This is a genomic window from Candidatus Pseudomonas adelgestsugas (assembly GCF_004124255.1).
Taxonomy (GTDB): Bacteria; Pseudomonadota; Gammaproteobacteria; order Pseudomonadales; family Pseudomonadaceae; genus Aquipseudomonas; species Aquipseudomonas adelgestsugas.
Genome location: NZ_CP026512.1, coordinates 1205397 through 1229936 on the forward strand (window position 1 = coordinate 1205397; position 24540 = coordinate 1229936).

Sequence of the window (24540 nt, forward strand, 5' to 3'; positions counted from 1 at the left end):
TTAAAAGAAAATTAATTAGATCAGTCGGTGTCACATTAAACATTGGATGAAAAGCAACGACATTAAAGTTGCACTCTTTAAGAATGACATCCTTACCAAGTAGCTATCATCAAATTGAATTTTTGAGCTGAATGCCACTACCATGAAACGTACACCATGGTGCATTGCATAAATGACCAACTATAAGTACCAATCGCGCTAATCACATCAACATTCACAACAATGCAGTCAGCACCAACAACCATCCAGGTTACGTTTTTAGTCTTGATGATATGAGCTTTAATAGAGTCCGCATTCACCGTAACAGGAATACCTTCATCAGCTAAATACCACGCCGTTAGCCATAAACCTTGCAACCACTGGCGAGTTTAATTTACGTATACATATTCCACTAAACCATCCAAGAAGGCTGCGCTGATTACTATGAGTTAAGACTACCTAGACATTGCCATAATGCTTAAGAATACGATCTATGCCTAATTAGGCCATGACGAGATTAACCTCAAGATTGTTTTTATAAATCGCGATAGCTGCAGCTTCAACTTACAGCATAGCCAGATGATTAGCGTACTTTGTTAAGAGATTTAGTTGACGATACATGCGCTTTAAAGTCCAAAATAGATTAAATGCAGCCGGACTACTATCGAACAGCAACGTGTAATTCTTTTACCACTCCACCTGCAAATAACCACCTGACGCAATATGCAAATGGGCGACAAACACCACACTATAAAGCAGTACCGATACAGATTAATGGCGCGCCATGAACTACTATTGTGCGAATAGTTTGGGCAACTGCAGATACTATAGTGCGCGCAACTCAAATTTTCCAGGAAGGCAAAGCACTCTGATTCAGTAGATGCAACGCACCATCGCACCAGTTGATAGCATTCACTTGTTCTGCAACCAATAGTTGATCTAGCATCCATCACCTCCCTGTATACCAATCAATAATACTAACTAATATAGTGATCATCCAGCTAAGAGGCTAGGGTATACACTTCAACTTTATTTAATAGTTGTTTAGAAAGAAGCATACGGCGACCTCTTACTGCTGTTCTATTCAACTTATTAAACTAATAGCAACTTGCGTACACAATAGTGACAATCTAGATGTTACTGGACTGTTCAACGGCGATATTATTTGCATCAGTGATATGTGCTGCTATCATGTGTTCACTAGTAGCCGCGTACACGATAGCGTGATTTGTGCATAAATTATGATTATGATCATTGATCTTTATCTCTCAAGCGCTGGCAGTATCAAAAAAATTCTTAAGCATAGAGCTATGTGGTGATCTCAAACACTAAACAAACATAAAGAGTGTTTTTTAATCTATATACAGTATTATCGCGTGTGCAAACAAACTGGAAAAGATCCTAATACATTGCTAAAGAATCAAATGCCTCCTTAAGTAATATATGCACACGACACGACTTTATAAATCTGACTAGGCCGTAGAGAAAAACCAACAAACGTCTGCTAGCATGACTAGGCCGTCCAGTGTTGCTGGTAAAAAGTAACACCAGCATCATCTATGGTTAGGAATCTAGCCAGAAGCTGGTCTAACGATTTTAAGTAACTTGTAAAAAGTTTAGCAAAACTAGTACTGATGCAATGCCGGCCAAGGTCATTACGAGATTTATACCACTGCACTATAAGAAAGAAGCAAAAAAGTGATATTATCTCGCTAATAGATAGTAAAAACGTCGATATTGTCACAATTAATCTTTTATAACTAGCGCAACAACAGATTTTACAATCCGGTCTTAACGTTTATATATGTTACCTGATGCGATCGCATAAACTCATTTAAATTGCTAAGTCGCAAGTAAACAGTTGTTCGACCACTAGCTATTAAGTTATATATATGAGAAATAGTTGACTACCCAGTTAATTACTTGATACTAACAGATGAGCAAACACAGTGAGCAACGTTGATTATAAATCTGTAGAATCTAACAATCTAAAGCTAACAAACAAATTGATCAAATTGAGAGGATTCGCTATGAGCAACGTCGACTACACTGAAATTGCTAAGTTTGAAGTTTTAGCTCACCGTTGGTGGGACTGCGATAGCGAGTTTAAACTCCTACATGACATCAATCCGCTACGGGTTAACTGGATTGATGAGCGCGTTAATCTAGCAGGTAAAAGAGTGCTAGATGTTGGTTGCGGCGGTGGCATACTAAGCGAAGCCATGGCCCAGCGCGGCGCTACTGTGACAGGTATCGACATGGGCAAAGCGCCATTGGCCGTAGCCAAATTGCATCAACTTGAATCTAGAGTAAGCATAGAATACTACCAGATTACCGCCGAAGCCATGGCTGAGGAAATGCATGAGCAATTTGACGTGGTTACCTGCTTTGAGATGCTCGAACATGTGCCAAACCCGTCTTCGGTAATTAGCGCCTGTTTCCGCATGATTAAGCCAGGCGGTCAGGTATTTTTCTCTACCATTAACCGCAATTTAAAGGCGTACTTATTCGCAATCATCGGCGCAGAATACATCATGCAACTGCTACCACGAGGTACCCATAACTTCAAGAAATTCATTCGCCCAAGCGAGCTAAGCGCCTGGAGTCGTCAAGCCGGATTGATCGTCAAAGACATCATAGGCCTGACCTATAACCCATTAACAAAGCACTACAAGCTAGCGAATGACGTTGGCGTTAATTATATGCTCCAGACTATGCATTAGGAGTAAGCCTGTGAAGTTACGCGCGACTCTCTATTGATAAGACTGGACATGTGTTTGATAACAACCTTGGGCGCCGGACTTTATCGCTATCTGTCAGGCTATGCGCGCCGACCGTAGTATGGCAGCGATTCATGACCAGTAAATCATAGAGGAAATATTCGGTGGTGTACTAGCGATGATCGCAGTAACCTTTTTAATTAACCAAGAATCCATAGGCTTTAAAGAATTGTGAATAGAATTCCTAAAGCCTTATCTTGCGGGCTGCATAATCCATAGCAGGCTATTCGACGGCATGACTGAATTGCGTAAAGATATCGAGAAATCTAAGTTGGTGTGAGGCGTAGTTAACAATAAGCTTATTATGTTTTGCTGAACTGATCATGCAGCAGTTAGGCCCAGCTGAGCGCTCAGCACTGCTAATCTGCCATGACCACGTAAAAATAGCAACCAGACCAAGAATCGCTGATTTTAGCGTACAATATGCTCAAACTTGATCCGGCTAGTGTACTTTTCGTGGGCAACGACATGCACGATATCTAAGTCTGGCCGCAATACTAGTACCTGCCTGCAGCAGTCACATTTAGTTATATCCACTAAAATGACAACCCCCATGTAACTGGGACGCTGATATAGTAATAGATCACTAGCTAACACTATGAAAGATGCTTAATAATGCATTGCATGCAGCTATCAATTACTCGAAGAGATTGTAAATGCTGAGTATAAAAAATATAAGAGTTTACCTATAGAGCATTGCCTAATAGTTTAGTGCTGTACCATAACTATTAAGTGTGAGCTGTTATGACAACCTCCTTAATATACAGTTGCTTACATTGTTTTGCGTGAACAGTGCGACATACTAACTATAGTACAAGGTTAATCGAGCTCACATCTGGCTTTGCCAGTTTCCGTAGCTACATACATGTATTAGTCAACGGTTAACCTATTCAGCATTAATCAATACCGTTGTCAATAATTTTTAGAGCTTGTTATTTTGTAGCTAGCCATGTAACGCATATTAGTATCATAGCTTCGTGCAAAGGTAATTTTTTAAAATAAGGATATCATCGGCCAGACACATTGCCAAAACATTAAAATCAGTATCTACTAACTTATATAGTTAACTTTCTGCGAATTAGTGGTTATATAAAACCTGACAAATAAATCTTTTATGATCACCAAAATCTGCTGGTCAACCTTATTTTTTTAGAAAAGAGGTAATATTATAGTTGAGCTTGAAGATCTTAACATCTGTTTCTTGTTATATCTTTTAGCGATAGTCCTAGATCATACTAGAAGTTATAAATTGCTGACGTAGTAATTTATCTGATTTATTAAAGCATAAAAATAGGCTATAATGCTTTGGCTATAAATTGTAGTCTTGATCAGTAATTATTTATCGATAACTATATCTAGCGTTTTGTTAGTTTACTGCTTGACTAATAGACACGGATGTAGTTAATCATGATATAGTCTTTATAAATGGATTAGTTGAAGTAAGTCACCATGTTTTTTTGTATTTTTTAATTTATTACACGGATAATTATCACGAAGATAATTAAGTCTGTCTTGTTATTCTAAAATATGTACCTACTATTATTGTTATTGATAGCACGAGTGAACTCTATGCTTTCTAAGCTGACGCTATTGTCCTATCGAATATTGTAGTTTTATTTCAGAAAAATGCGGTTACTTTTATATTAACTTAATTGATTAATAATAAATACATCAGAGCTTGCTAAGCCTTCTGACATGGTTAACAGCACTGCCAACAACACTAGTCAGACAAGTAAAGTCACGACTACAGTTTTAGTATATATACTATAAATTCTTTGAATTTCTAGCCTTAACAGTGACGGTTAGGCTAAATTAATTAGCTAATAACGAAACCTTGTTATGATAGATAAGCAACAGCATCGCTACTGTATTAATGGTAAAAATTAGCAGACTCTCCAAGAACTTTGCATTATATAAATTGACAGTGTAGGTTAGACAGTCCTTAGCAATTTTCCGGTTTTCGGACAAACTAAGTTCTATTCAGCGTACTGGATACGCTGATGCATACTAAGCGTTACGGCTGTACAAGCTTTTTAATCAAATTAAAAGTGGTGTTGTATTTATAGCAAGATGGTAAGAATACCTGTTAGTGTGTATTCAGACTAACAGGTGAATACCTAAAGCAATCAATACAGTAACGGTCAGCAATCTCAGATGGCACAGTTGCATATCACGATTAATTATCAATAAACAGTATATGCTGAAAGCAAAGATTTTTTGATCCTATACTATACTGATACCATAATGTAAAAAATGCATTAGCAGCAACACTACCGAGCACATGATCAGGACATATTTAGAATGCGGACAAAAGGCGCAACCATTAGTTACATGAAGTCTGACTCTACTGACCTCATAGATTACCACGTACAGACTTTACAAGCAAATGTCGCGGCAAATTAATTTTAGAATTAATGATTAATCCACACCTCTATATATAGAGAAAGCAACGCGCTAAACACTGCTTACATGAACTATTCTTAGATAATATTGACAGATTACATCACAAACGCTAGCACTCTAGCGCTACCGATTGCTTTGCGATATAGCCACATTATCCCCATCAAACAACATCTGTCTGGCGATCATCTGGTTAAGGTGTAAAATTACTCTCTATGAGTGGTATGATTTGCTAAAAGAGCAGTCGCATATAATGATATGCAGCCAGCTAGCGCCATCTTGGTATGATAACTATGTTATCTAAGCTACGAACATTTTTTACTACAGTTGTTTGCGCTTAAACTAATAAACAAAGATATTTAGCTAATAAATTCTGATTAGAGTTTTATTAATCTAGTCATATAACGCGATTTGATCGTACAGTTAATGCTAAGGCAGATCATGAGAACGTAATAATCAAGATCTGCGCAGTGTAATGAAACCAACCATTGCAAAAAAATCAACACAGGCCCAAGCGCTATGGTGCAATCAGTAGAACATTACTTGTTACGTCTTAATAGTATCGCAATAAGTAACCTAGACAACTATCACTACATCAAAGATTATATTGACCACCACTGTACTGCTTATCAACTAGTAAATATTCTCCACTAGTATGAATTTAGCAACATTTACCGACAGTGTATTCCAATATTAGGCTGTTCAGCACATCGAGATATATCGATGGCATACTTGACAGTAAACCTGCTACCATAAAAATACCAGAGCAAATACAAGCAGCTAATGTGCAAGGTCTCAGCGCACAAATTTCGACTTCTTATAAAACTTTCAATATGACTGATTATTTCCCACAATACAGCATTACTCTATATAGATAACACGCTGGTGTTACGCCAGTTAAATATCACTACTAGTAAGTTATAGGCTTTTGAGAAATCTATAAACGAAGAACAGATAACAACAAGGTTGCCACTTATAAGGTATGAGTTATCAAGACAATCAGGATACTTCATCAAAGTCGCTAAGCTGTAAATGACGAGGTAATAATAGTCAATTTAAGTTATTAAACTGCTAGTTAATAGTGGTAATGTACCAATACATGCATACATTCATTGTGAAATATTGTTTTAGCAAGTAGCGTCAGTTTATCGAAACCAATAATACCTAAGATGCTGCACATCTATAACTCATTGTTGCTTATTAAATTTAGTCTGAAAAACATTTGTCGTGGTGCAATATTTTACTTGCAGTAAATCAAAACTAAAATACATGCGCGGGCAAAACAGAACTAGTTAAGTTTGCTGCTATCAATAACTATCTAGCGCTAAACTGGAGTATGGATAAACAAATCAATAATACGTTTATTTTTTGCCTAACAGATAAACCGCGATGCGCTACTACATGATCAAACGTTGTCGCTTATCTACTAAAAACTCAATAATTACTTTATCTTTACTAAAGCTACGCAGCTTGCAACTAAACTGGCAAGTATTGCATTATAGTGCAAAATAATTTACTAGATTGATCAGAGAACCTAATATTGCTAGCAAGATGTTACAGTATGCCCAAAAGACCTTAGCGGATTTTAAATCCATCATCTATGCCTTATAAGAAGTAGTCTTACTCACTAACTATTACTAGAAGATTTATACTGCAGCAAAATTTCACTATCATAAAAAATGATTAACACTTCCTGTAATAACTATCGCGTCCTTAAGATTTGATGCAAGGCAATAAACAAAGCATACCTCATTGAAACAGCCAGTAAAAGATATGCAACTTTTAGCACTCATAAAGGATCGAGAATATCTCATAATATTATGGATTTTTTATAACTAGTATGTATATCTTATTATTACACGGCTGAGATAGGTGGCATAAACATCAACTCCAGTTGATATAGCCACGACAGTGTAGCGCAACATGATTAGCCTAACCAACTACAACGCAAATCGGCAGCTTACTAGCTTGCAATGTAGTTAATCGTTTATTGGCGATAAAGAGAAAATTGTAGATGTGCGCTCAGCTCTGTTTAAAGGCTTTAACTGCATGCTGTCTTTGGAAGATAATACTAGAAATGTATACGAGACTATTAAGTGAAGTGCTTAGATGTGGTGTATTCAGTGCCGCACTTAAAGTGCGAGCTAAGCTTTAATACATGGAGCTGAATCCACCACCTACAAAAAAACTTTAAAAAGCTTCAATCTAGTAAATATATGATGGCCAATAAAGTCATTTGAACTTTCTTAGCATTTAACATTAGCGAGTAGTAACATAGTGGTGACTTTGATATGCATTAAGTTTTCCTGCTTCGTATACTGTGCTAGTTTAAAATAATGACAGGTAAACCTGACTTCATAAGGAAATGCAGGTACCGTACAAAGCTAACATGGCAAGCCACCAGCCTTACCGTGGCCCTACTACAAACTTAGCCGCTATTGCAGTAGCCCATGTTTATTCCTAGGAGCAAACAGCTAAGCCACGATAAAGTCAGTAGGGAAAGGATTAATATGTAAAGCTAGCAACAAACTCAACAATCTACAATAATAAAACTTATTTGGTATTTGCTTGCTTAGCGAACACTAATCAGATCGATATAAATATACTTTAGCCCATCACCGACAAGATTAAAATAGTATAAAGTTCCAGTATTTTATTTATTAACTATTAAAAGCTCATCAAACTTACGCAAAGTGATCACGAACAGCATAGGCATTATCATGCTGACTAAACTCGCTGTTGATACAATAGAATTTAAGGATAGCAGACAGCTAGCAACCTTGCTAATCAAACTACACCTAACTTAACTTGCTATCCTATGCGCCTATTCTGCAGACAGAATTGCTACTGTCTGCTAAAAATTACTCTAGTTTATAGACTGTACCATAACGTGGTACGCACTAGTATCTAATAATTAACGCACGAAAGCGTACAGTAAGTACTGTAAAACATAGTAGACACATAATAAATGCTGTGCTTGCCTATAGCAATAGTGACATTGATATTACCAGCAGTATTAGTATATCTTTAGCTGGCTAGATATCAGGTATATATTTATATATCAGCAAAACTCGCTTAATAGATAGCTACAGATGACTTGATTAGATTTAGTCTACTAAATACTATCAATGTACGCAATAATGTATTACAAAAAAAATAGCTGGCTAGCGCATAGGAAAGGTTTCTGCTGACTAGTTAAATAAGCAAAACAGCGGTTTTTGGCTTAATTTAAAGATTCAAAATTAATAAACCTTCTAGCAACTTGCCATACAGCATCTCGCGCTAATAATCATAATAAAACTTGGATCAAGAATTTGCATTGCATATATCACTTAGTTAAATAGCAGGCACCTTCGGCTTGGTTGTAAGCGTACTGCACTTGAGTACAAAAGGTAGCGATAAAGTGTTGCTATTCTTCATAAACAACAGCATTTAGCTAACGGTAGAGTTGATATAGATTCAAGTCAAAATAAACAACTGTAAAAGGTAAAAAATACTAAACAAATTAGTACTTAGCCATTCATCATGGTACTTTAAGAGTCGTAGAAATATAGTGGATTGTGATAAATAGCTAGAATGCAAAGGAATTTAAAATAATTATTTATTTTATGAAGCGCAAATATTAGGATAAGTTTATTTCCAATGCAACTATATTGAAATATTAATCATCATACCGAATTACATGTGGACTTTGTTCCCATATTTTCAGGCTACATTTCATATTTTAGATCAAGCTATTGATTTTCACGGTCTGGTTCACATCGACCTCATAGTCAATACCATCTATCCCAAAACCGAATAAGCGCAGGAACTCGGACTTATAGCCAGAAAAATCGCTGATTTCGTTAATGTTATCATTTGTTACCTGGGTCCATAACGTAGCTACGGCATTTTGAACTTTTGGTTCGAGCTCCGCTAAGTCAGCGCGAAGGCGGCCAACGCTGTCTGTCTTTGGCTCACTGCCGTACAGACTGTTTTTAAGCAGGCCATAAACCTGCTCAATACAGCCTTCGTGCGTACCATGCTCTTTCATCACTTTGAACAGTAGTGACAAGTACAGAGGCATAATTGGGATCGCTGCGCTAGCCTGTGTAACTACAGCTTTGAGTACTGACACACGGGCATCTCCATTAAGTATAGCTAGATTATCGCGTATAGTTACGACTTTTTTGTCGAGGTCCTGCTTAGCTTTACCTATAGAGCCGTTCCAATATATATCTTGTGTCAACTTCTCACCTAGGTAAGTAAATGCAGTGGTCTTGACACCTTCAGCCAAAACGTTTTTATCACGCATAGCGTCAATCCATAGTTGCCAGTCTTCGCCACCCATAACCTTCACGGTGCCGTCTATTTCTTCCTGGGTTGCAGGTTTAAGAATAGTGTCGATAACAACACCTGTATCGGTATTGATACCACGAATGATTACAGTCTTACCGATTGGCTTAAGGGTAGCGTTGTATACTAAACCTTGCCGGTCAGTGCGACGTGGTGCAGCCACGCTATAAATAATTAAGTCAATCTTGCCAAAGTCTTTCTTAATGGTTTCGATGGTTAGGCGCTTAATCTCGTCAGAGAATGCATCACCGTTGATACTCTTGGCATACAGACCTTTTTTAACAGCAAATTTTTCAAATGCTGCGCTATTATACCAACCAGCAGAGCTCGGTTTACCTACCTCACCTTCTTTCTCAAAAAACACGCCAAGAGTGTCAGCACCGCAGCCAAATGCGACACTGATACGCGCAGCTAGACCGTAACCAGTAGAAGCACCAAGGACTAAAACCTTTTTAGGGCCGCCACTGATAGTGGCGCTTTGAATGACGTAATCAATCTGATTTTTAACATTTGCTTCACAGCCAACAGGATGAGCAGTCACACAAATAAAGCCACGAACCCGTGGTTTGATGATCATAAAATTTTTTGCCTCTTACACGTAGTTGGCAGCTAATGGCACCCATTCAACCTTGATTGAACCAGTCTATGGCATCTCAAAAGCTAGATTCAGCTGCCAGAACTCCTGGCGTTCTGTTATTTATTTACTACTTCCTGCGCGTTAATTTAATAATGCTTCTACCATTATGCTGTTGACGGTATTTATGAATTCTTGTGCGAAGGAGTTTGTATAACCAGTAATACCATCAAAACAACGCTATGTTACTAACGGCTATAATATTTAGAGATTGGCAATTTTGTAAAACTATGTTTTGACCTATTATCCTGCGCAACTGGTATGTCTACACCATGATATATGTGCAATCTGCCGTATACAAGATATTTACAAACTATAATAAGAAGTAGGTAACAACTATAACCAAACAAGAATAAAATTAATAGCTACTTAGGCTAGCGTATAGCTAAAAGAGTATAGCGAGTTACTAGTGCAATGGTATGATCGCCAGATCAACAAACACCACCAAATACTACGCAACTGCGTAAAAACTGCTTATAGTAAAAATTACCTAAATGTTGGTTTTCAACGAAAAATGCTTGGCATACTCTTACTTCTTCCCGCTTTATCCAGTCTTACATAATGTGCTGCGCACTCTACGACATAGTATTGGCTCTTCATCACGAAAATTGCCGCCCAGGTCAATAAGCACAAGTACTGCCCACTGATAAAGATGGTTGACGTACTTATCTTTGATAAGATGCTAATTAACGCAGCATGCAACAAACAAGACGCAAAACGTTACTGCCTACATGATTGATATAATGCAGGCCATCTTACATACTTTTCTTGCTCAACACTATGCTTTTATAGTGCACTGACCTAGTATGCACCCTACGTCTGTCTGCCTATACAACCTAAAAGCTTAGTTTGCAAGTTCTACGGTATGATGGTGTCATATGGAATTTGCGTAACACTTCATGCATACTAAGCTATTATTTAGTACGATCAAGTTAAGTACTCGATATGCTCTAGCCGCTACCGCCAACTAAATGCCTGCAGTGGTTATGCTTTAGAACTAGAATGCTCTAAGTTAAGTCCTTTTATTAGCCGCATGAACAGTTTCTAAACCATTCTTGTAAGATAGACAATAATAAAAAATTACCAACTTATATCGTTTAAATAAATTTACTGCATAAGCTATTTCAAACAGTATCCAGTTATTACTAAACGACCAGAACTTATTGATTAATAAGAAAACATTAAAAATTAAAAAATTAACTTTATTCAACATCAAAGTAGCACGCCTTCATCAATTAGAGAAAACTGTTTAATGTTTTATCAAAACAATAGAAATTAATCTAATTAAAATTAACTATTTTTTTCTGAAAATCAAGTATAATTGCATTAATAAAGTAAATACTGCGCAAAACAGTAATTGCATCTATCAATTCTCACAATTTTATGTTTTTTGAGCACGAAAGGTAAACTGATATTAATTAAAGTAATGTAGCATAATACTAATTAATCAATATGACAAATTGATTCATATATTACGCAGCAACTGAATCAAACTATTGTATCTATATCAACAAAGTTGTAAGCTTAAACACAGCCCTGCGCACAAGATATCTAAGTAAGCAGTATCAGCTTTTTTATTATATTTCTGATACACTCTAAAGCTTTATCATACCTATTCAGATAATCTAATGTTCTTTAAGTTAGCATGCACAAAACCACTTTTCACCGCTTTTCTGTAGCTCCCATGATGGATTTAACTGACAGCTACTGCAGGTTCTTCTTGCGTTTACTATCCAAATATACCTGGATCTATACTGAGATGGTCACTACTAGTGCGATCCTTTATGGTAAACACGGATGTTTACTACACACACAAGAAGCCGAGAACCCGATTGCACTCCAACTTGGCGGTAGCATCCCAGCTGACCTGGCTACCTGCGCACGCATGGCTGAGGCAGCCGGTTATAACGAAGTGAACTTAAACGTTGGCTGCCCTAGTAGTCGGGTGCAAAACAATATGATTGGTGCAATCCTAATGGCACATCCTGCGTTAGTAGCGGATTGCGTGAAGGCCATGCGCGATGCAGCATCTATTCCTGTGACAGTTAAGCATCGTATCGGGATCAGTGAACGAGACAGTTATGCTGAGCTGTGTGATTTTGTTGGGACAGTGAAAGGTGCTGGATGTGCTAGTTTTATGGTGCATGCACGGCTTGCAAGACTGGATGGATTGTCTCCAAAGGAGAATCGTGATATACCGCCGTTGCGGTATGACGTAGTGTCGCAGTTAAAGCAAGATTTCCCTAAGCTAGAGTTTATTCTAAACGGTGGGATCAAAACACTAAAACAGTGCCACGAACATTTACAGACATTTGATGGGGTTATGTTGGGTCGAGGAGTGTATTATAACCCATATTTACTAGCTGAGGTAGATCAGCAGTTATTTGGGAGTGAGACACCAGTAATTAGTCGGGCACAATTGTTCGAGCAGTTACAACCTTATATCGCGGAGCAATTAGCGACTCGTGGTACAGTGCACCACATCATGCGGCATATTTTATGGTTGGGAACTAGATTTCCAGGAGCTCGTAAATTTAGACAACTATTGTCAGTAGACATTCATAAAATTAGTGATCTATTGGTGTTACTTGATCAAGCTGGGGAGTTATTAAAAGGGCAGTAATCTAGAGACTTTGGTTTGTAGTTCGTTATTTGAAAGCTAATAGGTTGCTATTGATAGCAAGCTAACTATGAAAGTTTACTAATATTTAAACTAAATGGACTTAGTGGTGCCTCAAAGCGCTGACTAAGTCGTAAAAGATTTTCTTGATTAGCTTTGTTCAAACTTTGCAAGGATCTCGTGTACCTCCAACATCTTGACCAGTAATGCTTCTTTAGACTAATATCACAAAAACAGGTAGTGTAAACTTCCTGGCATAGCTCGCATATTCCATGATATTGAGCACCAGCTAAAGCCATAGAGTATAAAGCAGACTAATAACATCTTCGTAATTAGTGGCGATAAGTAGGCCAGAGGATGATTTTCTATTAGCTAGATAGTGACGCTATCGGTACTGTAGGTTTCAGTCAGATCGACTATAATCGCCAAGAAATTCATAGCTATAAAAATCTGCTCAATCATCATACCCAGCGCTAAACACTATGATTAAGGCACACTTCACCAGCAAATTCCAGCACGACAATCCAATCTTTCTCTGCGAATTGGAATCTTCAGGTACTCATAGAAGATTCCTACTCAACACTAGTAGGGCGATATTATTCTGCACTTCCTTTAGTGTTGACAATCAAAAACCTACCTCAAGCTATCTAAGATACCGCTCGCCAACTTAGCCTTTTCAGGCAAGATAGCTTCTTTCTCCTGAAAAGTAAAGCTCAAGAAAAATCCAAGATGCCATAAGATATTAACGTAATACTAAAAGTCAGCAGCATTTTCAGAATGTGGTCTCCATAGAAATAGCTTCATCGAGCAAGCCCGCTAGCCATTGTTAAATGCTTGCTTAACCTACTTATAGATAATTCAACTTCAGTTGATATAGCCTAAAACCTCTAAGCAGTTAACTAAAGCAAAATGCCATTGCGCTTAAATTCGAAAAATAGACGTGTAATAATAAACTTCAACAAACGCGATGACAACAGCAAAAGAAGCACCATAGCCAGAAACATGAACTAAGTAGGTTGCCATACGTCGTTTATCAACACAGAAATAATCAACAAAATCAACTGACAGGTACAATGACTGGTGATCTATGCGCAAACTTCAACACATTAATAGTTAAAATAGTCAAATGGCTGACTAGTAGCATATTTCTCTGCACCTGCTGACCGAAATTTTTAGTCTTCCTAAAACAGATTGAGGTTCGCTTCAAATTAGCTACTGGCAGTTTCGAGCTTTAGCGATAGCGCTCGTTTTCCAGTATTAGGCTAGTCAAGCCTAACAGGCAACACATCGAATACTTAGCATAAATAAGTCTTCTAACAGTTTAACTAAATCATTAATAGCGCCTAGACGCAGAACATTAACAGAATTATTAGTCACAATGGTATCGGAAACAACAATCACTAACGCCTTGCGGAGCAAGCTTAATCACCTAACCAATCAGCTTCAGACCGCTTATCTGTGGCATACACAGGTTGTATGTCAAGGTATCAGGCCTGATTACGCTTAAAAAGCTAATACTAATTGCAAACTTATTGCTTAATCTGTAAAACGCTAAGTCTGCTGCTTTCTAAACAGGCAGTGAGGCTAGCGCGCATGCTTTGTTGTCATCGATTATCAGTAGCGTAGCAATGGTTTTGCATTCTAGCAAATGGCGACAGAAGTAAGTTGACGTAGGTGATTTAACTATATCGTTAGATTCAAATAATAAATTCGCTTTTTAGCCTCTCCGTCTTACAAAACACAAGTTTTAACCTTGTAACATAACGTTCGGTAAACGTGAGTACGACTATGCTGAAAGAAGTTTCATCTGAATGCGAATTAGTGTCAATATATTGTTGATCATTCACTATTTTCAGTCAGTCACCTAGGTTTTTGTAGATTATTCTAACTCCATCATACAGACTACAGACTAAGGCTACATGCCGGTTTTAATTTTAAATTGGCTGATGCGTTGAACCAACGCATCAATCTTGGGCATGCTATCATATTAAACATGAAAGCGAACATCTTGGTAGTGTAAACTTATAACGAAGGTAAGTACCAACATCTTAGTATTAAAATTTTAAAAATATATTAAAAACTGCGTATAAGAAAATGATTTATTTAAGGTTATCTTTTATTTTAAAACGTCACAGCTTAAAAGTCATCGATAACATTACCGTCTTTTACCTTAAATTCATGATGTTGCAGGTATGCATTACGAATAAAAGTATATTTATCACCAGAGATCAATTTTTCGCTGTCAAGCAAGTCTGCACGGATACTGATAATGTTTAAACCGAAAATACTGTTATGCCAACCGATATCATTGATATAGTGATATGGTTGCGTATAGCTATCAACGTATTTAGACGGCGCATCACGTAAGGTACTTGGGCCGAGCAGTGGAAGTATTACGTAAGGACCACTGCCGACACCCCAGTAGCCAAGAGTCTGGCCGAAGTCTTCATCATTACGATGAAGCCCCATTTTAGTACTTATATCAATAAGGCCCAACATACCGAAGGTAGTGTTCATCAGTAAGCGCGCAGTATCAATACCAGCTGCGTGTAGCTTAAGCTGCAAAACGTCATTGACGGCATTACCAATATCACCAATGTTGCAGAAGAAATTATGAATACCACTCTGCATGAACTGCGGAGTAATAAACTGGTAACCTTTAGCGATTGGCTTTAGGACGTAAGCATCAAGAGTACTGTTAAATGTAAAAATTCGGAAGTTTACGACTTCTCATGGATCGTCCTCAGGCGTAGCCTTGGCAGCAAAAGCTGCTAACAAGATAGGTATACACAAAAACAACTGGGCCAAGGAGTAACTCCAGCGCATATTTTGCTCCTTATAAGTTAACAGTTTATTATAAAAGTATCGATTTAGATAGTAAAGGGGAAACGACATACGTAAAATACATAAAATTTTTATAAATACACCTAACACCGGAATATCACCTATCTATACATACAGTCCAGATAGTATTATAGCCATTTTATGTATATCAGGATACCTAGCTGCCGAAGCAGCGATTGGTTACCTGGACTCCTAGAGTACAAGTCAAAGTAGGCGCCATGTTGGCTCAATACATGAATATTGAAAGATTTGAACTAAACTGCTCGAGTATTGCTTGCAAATTACGTAAAACATTATTATGACCAGTAGTTATGAATAAATCCCAAAGAAGCACAAGCTTACTTCTTACACTAGCCTCATGTGAATATTACTGACGAGCTAGACGTGAATTCTGGAATTGCATAGCCTCAGTACTGCGATACGGGTTAATATCTAATCCACCGCGTCGTACATAACGCGCATACACCGTCAATTTCTTTGGTTGAAGCAAATGTTGTAGATCAAGAAAAATCCGATCTATACATTGTTCATGGAAATCTGAGTGCTGGCGAAAGCTCACGATATATTCTAGTAAGCTAGCGTGATTCAACACGTTACCACTATATGTTACTACGACACTGCCCCAATCCGGTTGACCAGTAACCGGGCAATTGGATTTCAGTAAGTGACTATGTACGCTTTCTTCAGTAGTACGCGAGTCATCACAACGCAGCAATTCTGGGCATGGGTGTTTATATTTGCTGATACTAATATCCAGGTCGTCAATACACACACCAGGTAAGGCCTGTATACCTTCTGATGTAATCTCAGCTAAAGCGCGAATGCGTACGCGCATAGGGGTACCAGCTACGGTACTCAGGTCAGTACGCAGAGTAGTCTCCAGGCTTTGCGTATTAATGAACACTGTTTGGTTTAGAGAGTTCAGGTACAACTTAAAAGACTTGGACTCGATAATGTTCGGAGAATTAGCTGGGATGCTAAATTCACCAATAGCCACTACTGGCTTGCCTGATGGTAACAACCAAGACAGTTCAAAACAGTTCCAGAAATCCACACCAATATAAGGCAGAGTCTCGATAGTAAGACCCAACTCAGCCCACCTTATAGAACGAGAAATCGGAAATAGCAACGAAGGCGCATAGGTAGAGATGTATTCACTGGATTTGCCTAATGGCGAGTGTCTAGCTACTATATGCATGACGTAAACCTAACTAAATAAAATATAATTAGCTTACTAAATTTTACCCTATTTTGAAAATAAGCCTTACTCGACGATCAGCTTGCTGGCTATGCCGACTTATAAATTCTATTAGAATAGTACAAGCAAGCTATCAGCTTGCAAACTTTAGTAAAGGCCATGTTAGTTTCAAGAACTTAAATGATTCAACAAAAGTGTTATGGGGTCGTTATGCTTTATACTACTCATATTACATTACCATCATAAGGCTAGTCTATTGTACTGATGATAGCAGCAGTCAGCATGCCTCCTAGCCTAAATCTAGTATATTTTCTCATAATTCTCTGTGTGTATTGTTAAGTTACCATAGCTAAATTCGTAGAACAACTAACCATGATAGACCGGCACAAAACAGCCGAGTCTCAATAAAATAAGAATATCCTAAAACACCACTTCTATGATCTGCATAGCTTTATCAACTGGCGCCATACTAGCTAAATGAAAACGTACTGAGCCACCTGACCGTTAACATCTTTAGACCAAATGCCAATAGACAGCCAGCAACTCAGGTATCACTACTAACTAATACTTCCTGTAACGTATATAACGTCTGACCTAGCTCATCTTAAACTTTGAAGTTCTCGCTACCACGCTATTCAAGATCTAGGTAACATTCCTTTTGTTGTGACTGATTTAGCGCATGAACAGTACGAGTTCATTTCCAACCTTATACTAACCACACTATATAACCAAAACAAAACAACTGTCAGAAGAATACCATTAGGACTTGCAATGGATAGCGCAGCTCTAGTGTTGACAATTAAAAATACGCGAGGCGTGATAGATGCGTTTTGTAATTGAACTGCATAAGAGTTTATGGGTACAAGCTCAAGTAGTCTGCTAGAGAGCAAGCCTAATTCAACTCTACCACTTTCTAAAAAAATATACGCAGGTAAATTTTGAAGCTGGCTTACTCGCAAAAACGGTGTAAAAGTATTTAAAAATACCGCAAGGCATGTGCTGGCTCAATCTTCGCCGCAATATATGCCGGGTAAATTGTTGCAATAAAGCTTAATACAAACCCAACAGTACAAATTAGCAGCACATCACTACCTTGCAGCTCCGAAGGCAAATTACTGACAAGGTATACGCCAGAACTAAAAATATGCTGCCCAGTTACGCTCTCTAACCAACTTTCTAGTTGACTTAAGTTTAACGCTGTAATCACGCCTAGTAAGCTGCCAATTAAAACCCCAACAGTACCGATTACCGTACCCTGCACCATAAAGATTGCCATGATCTGTCGTGGCGTAGCGCCAATGGTACATAAAACTGCAATGTCTGTACTTTTATCATTCACAACCATACTTAAAGTAGCAATGATATTGAACGCAGCAACGACTATAATCATCAGCAATAGTAAGCCAATCATAGTTTTTTCCATCTTCATTGCGCTAAATAGGCTATTTTGGGTATGAGTCCAGTCATCAGACATATATCCTGTGCCTAGTCTAGCGACTATATCTCTCGAGACCTTAGGTGCTAAATATATGTCTTTCAATGCCAGGCGCACACTTTGCACTTGACCAGATTGCCAATGCCGCATCACGGCAGCGTCGGCAATGTTGATTAAAGCTATAGAACCATATAGCTCAGTACTAACATCAAAGATACCAACTACGCTTAAGCGCTGTAGATGCGGGACAATACCACCAAGCACAGTGCTAATTTCCGGAACGATAAAGATCAACTTGTCGCCTATATTCAAACGAAAGCGTCGTGCAGTAATATCGCTAATAACCACACCGAATTCACCTGGTTTCAGGTCTTCCAGTTTACCACGCACAATATGCTGTACTACATTCGACACAGTGCTTTCTTGGGCCGGGTCGACTCCGCTAATCTCAATTGGTTGCATCATCCCCCTGTAGGAAAACATGCCGTCTATTTGCGTAAACGGCACCGCAGCGGTCACTTGCAGATTCTTCAGCGCAGCTTTAGCCACCGGCCGCCAATCATTAATTGGGTTTACGCCGATAATGATGGCATGCGGTACTATACCGAGAACGCGTATACGCATTTCTCGCTGAAAGCCGTTCATTATCGATAAAACTACAATCATCGCCAATACGCCAAGAGCTAGGCCGATCATTGAAGTCATTGAGATAAACGAAATAAAACGGTTACGGCGCTTAGCGCTAATATAGCGCGTACCAATAAAAATCGATAACGGTCTAAACATTAGCTGATACCGCTGAATAAACATGAAAAGCTCATGGTTTGACACCTGGTCAATAGATGGTTAAATAGCAACCAAATGACCTTCCTGCAGGTGTAATAAGCGATCCATCTGCCTGGCCAGACTCATATCATGGGTCACCACTAGAAATGTAGTACACATTTCGCTGCTCAGCTCCAGTATTAAGTCCTTAATACTTTGGGCAGTGCAGGAGTCGAGATTACCGGTTGGCTCATCGAGCATCACTAAGCCTGGATTATTTATCAAAGCCCTGGCGATTGCCACACGCTGGCACTCGCCACCGGATAGTTCGGCTGGTTTGTGCTCCAGGCGATGGCCGAGGCCGACGCGCTCCAGCAATGTCTTTGCATGATGGCGTGCTTCTGAGATTACAGTTTTACCAATTAGCAGTGGCATGCACACGTTTTCTAGCGCGGTGAATTCTGGCAGAAGGTGGTGGAACTGGTATACAAAGCCTAACGAACGGTTACGTAGCTGACTACGAGATTTTTCACCGAGTGTCGACAATTCTTCACCAGCTAGCCATATGTTGCCCTGAGACGGCGTATCTAGGCCACCCAACAGTTTAAGCAAAGTACTCTTGCCTGAACCGGAACTGCCGATGATTGCTAGGCGCTCACCAGGATATAACTCAAGGTGCAGGTTAGATAGTACCACGACAGATTCCAGACCTTCATCATAAGACTTACCAAGGTTAAAGCAGCTTAAAATAGCTTTTTCGCTCATGCTAAATTCACTCATAACGTAAAGCATGTGATGGTTGAGTACATGCTGCGCGCCAGGCTGGATACAGGGTAGCAATGAAACTCAGAAATAATGCAGCGCAACCTACTATAAATACGTCCTGGGTTTGAACCTTAGACGGCACATAGTCGATAAAGTAAATATCAGCGTTAAGAAATGTATAGCCAATAACTCTTTCCAATGCAGCGATAGTAGTACGAATATTTAATGCACACAGAATACCGAAGACAGTACCAATTAATGTACCGACCATGCCAATCAAGGTGCCCTCTACTATAAAAATAGATATAATCTGCCTTGGCATGACGCCAATGGTGCGTAAGATAGCAATGTCGCTTGTCTTGTTATTAACTATAATTACTAGCATAGAAATGATGTTAAATGCAGCAATAGCAATGATTAACAACAACAACAAACCTATCACTGCTTTTTCCATGCGTATGGCCTGGTATAGATTACCATGAGTACGAGTCCAGTCGATGGCGTAATACTTAGATTCACCTAGATGCTTAACTATATCCAGGGCGCTGAGTGGAGCATCGAATAGACTGTGAAACTTGAGACGCAAGCCCTGAACCTGATCCGACTGCCAGCGATGCACATGCGCTAGATCAATAAGGTTAGTAAGACAGAGATAGCCATCAATCTCGGCGGCGCCTACGTGAAAGATACCAACTACGGTAAAACGCTTCATGCAAGGGAACATGCCAGCTGGGGTCACGATAACTTCCGGAGCAATGAAAGTCAGCTTATCGCCTATGCCTACGCTAAACCGAACCGCAGCCTTATCACCAATTACGATACCGAATTTGCCAGGCACTAAATCATTAAGTTTACCATGCAACATGCAATGATCGATAATTGACACGTTACTTTCCTGAGACGGCTCGATACCATTGAGCAGAATCTTTTGCACTTTACCATCGTAAGCCAGCAACCCTGGTATCTGAGTAAAAGGCGCAACGGCCATCACTTTAGAGGCTTTCATGACCTGGTCAGCTAGACTTTGCCAGTCGCTAATAGGCTCATAAGACTCAATAATGGCGTGAGGCACCATGCCTAACACGCGGGTACGCATTTCATGATCGAAGCCGTTCATTACCGACAACACTACAATCATCACGGCCACGCCTAAAGCAAGCCCTATTATTGATACAATAGAAATAAACGACAAAAAATGATTGCGGTGCTTTGCGCGAGTATAGCGCATACCTATAAATACGGAGAGAGGTCTGAACATGTTGTGGCTTGTTCGGAAGAAAATAATATGTCCAGATGATTATATTAAGGACTATTGGATCATAGTTCAGCAGCTTTACTTTTAAAGTATATATCGATACTTTAGGAAACTTGCCATATCTACAATTCAAGGAGGGTATCACGAATACTACCGTATCAGTGATACAATCGCACTTTAAATCAGAACGCTGATTGCCTTAAAAGTAAAAATGAGGTAAGCACTGTTAAATTATTTGTCGATACCGAACTTGCTGAGTAAATTACACCTCAGCGAATTCTAAACCCAGCACTTGCTATACTAGATTAACGACAAAAATCATTAACTTGACTCATTATTGCAACACTCAGAACAAACACATGAGTATGCTCAGCCAAATCATAGCACGCTACACGTGCTGGATTAAATTAGCACCACAAGATAGTGGTTATTTTTTTAAGGCAGTATCGACTTCTAGCATCCAGCTTAGCTAAGCTATATGATAACCATTTATGACAATTAAAACTAGTAAGCTTATTATACAGTTTAATCTATCTAGATAGGGTCTCACAAAAAAGCTCAAGTTTGCAGAAAGTTTAAAAATAGTTAGTAGAAACTAACTACGTTAGTCTATCATGTAACCTAAATACCAAGTACGCTTAACTAAACTAACCGAAGATTGCGTAGCGCTAAAACTATAGCCTTGCTTTACGTTGAACTGGATGCTATATACGAACTGAGCACCTAAAAATGCTTAGCGCTATAGTTTACGTGTGTTTGTGGAGTGACTAATCAGCAAATCTGCAATTGATGCGCAGACTCTGTGATTTTAGTGCAGGCAGCATGATTATGTATTTTTTCCAATTTAGCTGCTGCTACTCTTAAAAATTAATAAACTTGATCACCTCAACCTAGATAAGCCATTAGACGACCAACGTAAAGCTGCTTAAAAAATCCGGTTCAGGCCGTCGTAGGCGGCTACCCTGTAGGCTTCAGCCATAGTTGGGTAGTTAAACGTAGTATTCACAAAGTACTTCAGAGTATTTTGTTTACCAGGCTGGTTCATGATGGCTTGACCAATGTGCACAATCTCTGAAGCCTGATAACCAAAACAATGCACGCCAAGGATTTCTAGGGTTTCGCGATGAAACAGAATCTTTAACATGCCTTGTGGTTCACCAGCGATCTGCGATCGCGCCATACTCTTAAAGAACGCTCTGCCGACTTCGTAAGGTACTTTAGCATTAGTGAGTTCATGCTCATTTTTACCGATTGAGCTAATCTCTGGTATTGTATAAATACCGGTCGGTACATCGTTCACATAACGCCAGCTGCCATTGTCTACAATGCTACCAGCAGCTGAACGACCTTGATCGTTAGCGGCACTGGCTAGGCTTGGCCAGCCAATTACGTCACCAGCGCCGTAGATGTTTGGTATACAGGTGCGGTAGTTTTTGTCTACTTCGATTTGGCCACGGCTATTGGCTTTGATCCCAATGTTTTCAATGCATAGTTTATCAGTGTTACCAGCACGACCATTGCACCATAGCAAAGCATCAGCTTTGATCTTCTTGCCGGATTTAAGGTATAGAATCACACCATGGTCTAAACATTCTACCCTTTCATACTTTTCATTGTGGCGCATTATAATGTTGCTGTTGCTAAAATGGTAGCTTAGCGCTTGAGAAATTTCTGAGTCAAGAAAATTTAGTAACTGGTCACGTCCGTCTACTAACTCCACTAAAACACCTAAGCCACTGAAGATCGAAGCGTATTCACAGCCAATCACGCCGGCACCGTAGATAATCAGTTTGCGCGGGGTATGGCTCAGGTTTAAGATGGTATCACTATCGTAGATACGCGAGTGATGAAATTGTATATCAGCCGGGCGATATGGGTGTGAACCAGTAGCGATTACAATGTGTTTAGCCACTAGCTTCTCCATCAAGCCGTTAGCACAAGCCACTTCAACGGTTTGTTCATCAACAAAACTACCTGTACCAAAAAACAGATCGATACGATTACGAGCGTAGTAACTAGTACGCGACGCAACTTGCTTGGAGATAACTGTTTCAGCATTTTTTAACACGTCTGGAAACGAGAACCAACGTGGCTTACCAATTGCCCTAAACATTTGGCTAGTGTTGAACTGCATGATCTGACGCACTGAGTGACGCAAGGCTTTAGACGGAATGGTACCCAGGTGGGTGCAGTTACCGCCGACCTGACAACGGCTATCAACCATTGCTATCTTACATCCTGCCTTTGCGGCATTCATCGCTGCACCTTCTCCGGCAGGGCCAGAACCTATCACCACTACGTCGTAGTTATAGACAGCCATGTGTACTCCTAAACATGCTCGACGTACGATTGAGCGCTTCACTAAATCATGTAGCAGTCAGAGGGTATAATAGACAGTTATAGTTCAAGTGTGAGAGCTATAACATAGTTCATATAAAGATAGATAACACGAATATGAACCCTCTTTATCACATAGTATAGTGAGCCAATTTTGGCTTGACTATAAAACCAAGCAATTTTTATTATACTACATATGCATAATTCAGCACTACATCATATTAATATAGTATGTTATTTTCTATTTGAGTGGTAATTCTTACCGGTGATACTACCTAACGAACACACTTAACTCCTAGCAAGTTCATCCTTGTTCGCAAGTCTCATAGACTTGCACTGCAACACCACGCAGTGTTAGTCCGCCTCTAGACGCGTCTTTATACCGAAGCCATATAAACTAAGAATAAATATATTAATACAAAATAAGTTTGTAATTTACAACAAAGAATTATGGCTAGCGCTTGATCACCATCGCACCATCAAACACACGCAAAACAACTGGCGCCACCAGCATTTACTTAAGGAATATGTTAGATCAATTGTATAGTTTACTTTTCGCCAAAGGCATGGCTCACACCTAACCATCAATGGTGATGTTAGATATGTAGTAAAAAATAAATAATAACTATTAATTATAAATAAGTTAACCAAAATTAAAGCATTACACCTTACTACAACACTACAAAAAATAATGATAAAGCAATTATCTCGTTTTTTTAGCGCTAACTTTCTTAGAATAGACTGATGTTATTATTTAATATGTTTACACCACAGTCATTACCAACACCTTCTTCCGCAACGATAGTACATTTATCTCGCTAATTGGCCAAATTAGCTTGAACTTTCTTTAGTTTTATATCAATCTTCCACAGTAACAAGATTAACTTGTAGTCATCATTTTAGCTTAGCTTAATAGTTGAGGAAGAAACTTTTTTCATAGCCTGCGTACCCAGATAATACTTTAGAAGTCCTACATTAATACTAGTTTCTGCATGGCAACTTGCATAAATATTTTTTCTTGAGTTTTGAAGTAAAACTCAGCTGAAATCACCACTAAGCCACAAAAATGATATTTTTATCAGTTGATAACCTAACTGACAACTAGCAGTTAGGCCATACCAGTTTACTCGGTATGGCATCAAACGCTAACTAGGTTAAGAAACTATGGGCGACTATAAGCTGGAGATACGTAT

General features: G+C 38.9%; 9 protein-coding genes and 2 pseudogenes. 3 read left to right on the forward strand and 8 right to left on the reverse strand.

Going from position 1 to position 24540, the window contains the following annotated elements; genetic code table 11:
- Positions 1 to 137 precede the first annotated feature (137 nt).
- On the reverse strand, positions 138 to 356 hold the full coding sequence (locus tag C3B55_RS04685) for a hypothetical protein (protein WP_457912674.1): 219 nt from the start codon (positions 354 to 356) through the stop codon (positions 138 to 140).
- Between the two features lie 1653 nt (positions 357 to 2009).
- On the opposite strand from C3B55_RS04685, the gene ubiG reads away from it, so the two are divergent.
- Positions 2010 to 2702 carry a bifunctional 2-polyprenyl-6-hydroxyphenol methylase/3-demethylubiquinol 3-O-methyltransferase UbiG gene (gene ubiG, locus C3B55_RS03105; protein ID WP_129211375.1) on the forward strand — a complete coding sequence of 231 codons (693 nt, stop codon included), beginning with the start codon at positions 2010 to 2012 and terminating at the stop codon, positions 2700 to 2702.
- Positions 2703 to 2772: 70 nt separating this feature from the next.
- Positions 2773 to 3296, forward strand: a pseudogene (locus tag C3B55_RS03110) (HAD hydrolase-like protein); the annotation flags it as partial.
- Positions 3297 to 8883: 5587 nt separating this feature from the next.
- On the opposite strand, the gene fabV reads toward C3B55_RS03110, so the two are convergent.
- Positions 8884 to 10071: an enoyl-ACP reductase FabV gene (fabV, locus tag C3B55_RS03115; RefSeq protein ID WP_129211377.1), complete on the reverse strand. Its 1188-nt coding sequence runs from the start codon at positions 10069 to 10071 to the stop codon at positions 8884 to 8886.
- A 1702-nt stretch (positions 10072 to 11773) separates the two neighbouring features.
- Between fabV and dusA the strand changes: the two genes are divergently transcribed.
- Positions 11774 to 12751: a tRNA dihydrouridine(20/20a) synthase DusA gene (dusA, locus tag C3B55_RS03120; protein WP_129211379.1), complete on the forward strand. Its 978-nt coding sequence runs from the start codon at positions 11774 to 11776 to the stop codon at positions 12749 to 12751.
- A 2133-nt stretch (positions 12752 to 14884) separates the two neighbouring features.
- Here dusA and C3B55_RS03125 read toward each other — a convergent pair.
- The 6 genes and pseudogenes from C3B55_RS03125 to sthA all read right to left on the reverse strand — a co-directional run bounded on the left by C3B55_RS03125 (position 14885) and on the right by sthA (position 23330).
- Positions 14885 to 15574: pseudogene (locus C3B55_RS03125) on the reverse strand (MlaA family lipoprotein).
- A gap of 385 nt (positions 15575 to 15959) precedes the next feature.
- Positions 15960 to 16790, reverse strand: a complete 831-nt coding sequence (queF, locus tag C3B55_RS03130; protein ID WP_129211382.1) for an NADPH-dependent 7-cyano-7-deazaguanine reductase QueF — start codon at positions 16788 to 16790, stop codon at positions 15960 to 15962.
- 976 nt (positions 16791 to 17766) lie between these two features.
- The gene (locus C3B55_RS03135; RefSeq protein ID WP_129211384.1) at positions 17767 to 19011 is read right to left on the reverse strand and encodes a lipoprotein-releasing ABC transporter permease subunit; all 1245 of its coding nucleotides are present in this window, start codon (positions 19009 to 19011) and stop codon (positions 17767 to 17769) included.
- A gap of 60 nt (positions 19012 to 19071) precedes the next feature.
- Positions 19072 to 19770 carry a lipoprotein-releasing ABC transporter ATP-binding protein LolD gene (gene lolD / locus C3B55_RS03140; protein ID WP_129211386.1) on the reverse strand — a complete coding sequence of 233 codons (699 nt, stop codon included), beginning with the start codon at positions 19768 to 19770 and terminating at the stop codon, positions 19072 to 19074.
- Positions 19763 to 21013, reverse strand: a complete 1251-nt coding sequence (locus C3B55_RS03145) for a lipoprotein-releasing ABC transporter permease subunit (RefSeq protein ID WP_129211388.1) — start codon at positions 21011 to 21013, stop codon at positions 19763 to 19765. Before C3B55_RS03145 ends, lolD begins: the two co-directional genes overlap by 8 nt.
- A 922-nt stretch (positions 21014 to 21935) precedes the next feature.
- Positions 21936 to 23330: a Si-specific NAD(P)(+) transhydrogenase gene (gene sthA, locus C3B55_RS03150; RefSeq protein ID WP_129211390.1), complete on the reverse strand. Its 1395-nt coding sequence runs from the start codon at positions 23328 to 23330 to the stop codon at positions 21936 to 21938.
- Between the last annotated feature and the right edge of the window lie 1210 nt (positions 23331 to 24540).

Excerpts from the sequence above, each read along its gene's own strand:
- C3B55_RS03135 (WP_129211384.1), bottom strand. The coding sequence starts at position 19,011 with ATGTTTAGACCGTTATCGATTTTTATTGGTACGCGCTATATTAGCGCT.
- fabV (WP_129211377.1), bottom strand. The coding sequence starts at position 10,071 with ATGATCATCAAACCACGGGTTCGTGGCTTTATTTGTGTGACTGCTCAT.
- lolD (WP_129211386.1), bottom strand. The coding sequence starts at position 19,770 with ATGAGTGAATTTAGCATGAGCGAAAAAGCTATTTTAAGCTGCTTTAAC.
- dusA (WP_129211379.1), top strand. The coding sequence starts at position 11,774 with ATGCACAAAACCACTTTTCACCGCTTTTCTGTAGCTCCCATGATGGAT.
- C3B55_RS03145 (WP_129211388.1), bottom strand. The coding sequence starts at position 21,013 with ATGTTCAGACCTCTCTCCGTATTTATAGGTATGCGCTATACTCGCGCA.
- queF (WP_129211382.1), bottom strand. The coding sequence starts at position 16,790 with ATGCATATAGTAGCTAGACACTCGCCATTAGGCAAATCCAGTGAATAC.
- ubiG (WP_129211375.1), top strand. The coding sequence starts at position 2,010 with ATGAGCAACGTCGACTACACTGAAATTGCTAAGTTTGAAGTTTTAGCT.
- sthA (WP_129211390.1), bottom strand. The coding sequence starts at position 23,330 with ATGGCTGTCTATAACTACGACGTAGTGGTGATAGGTTCTGGCCCTGCC.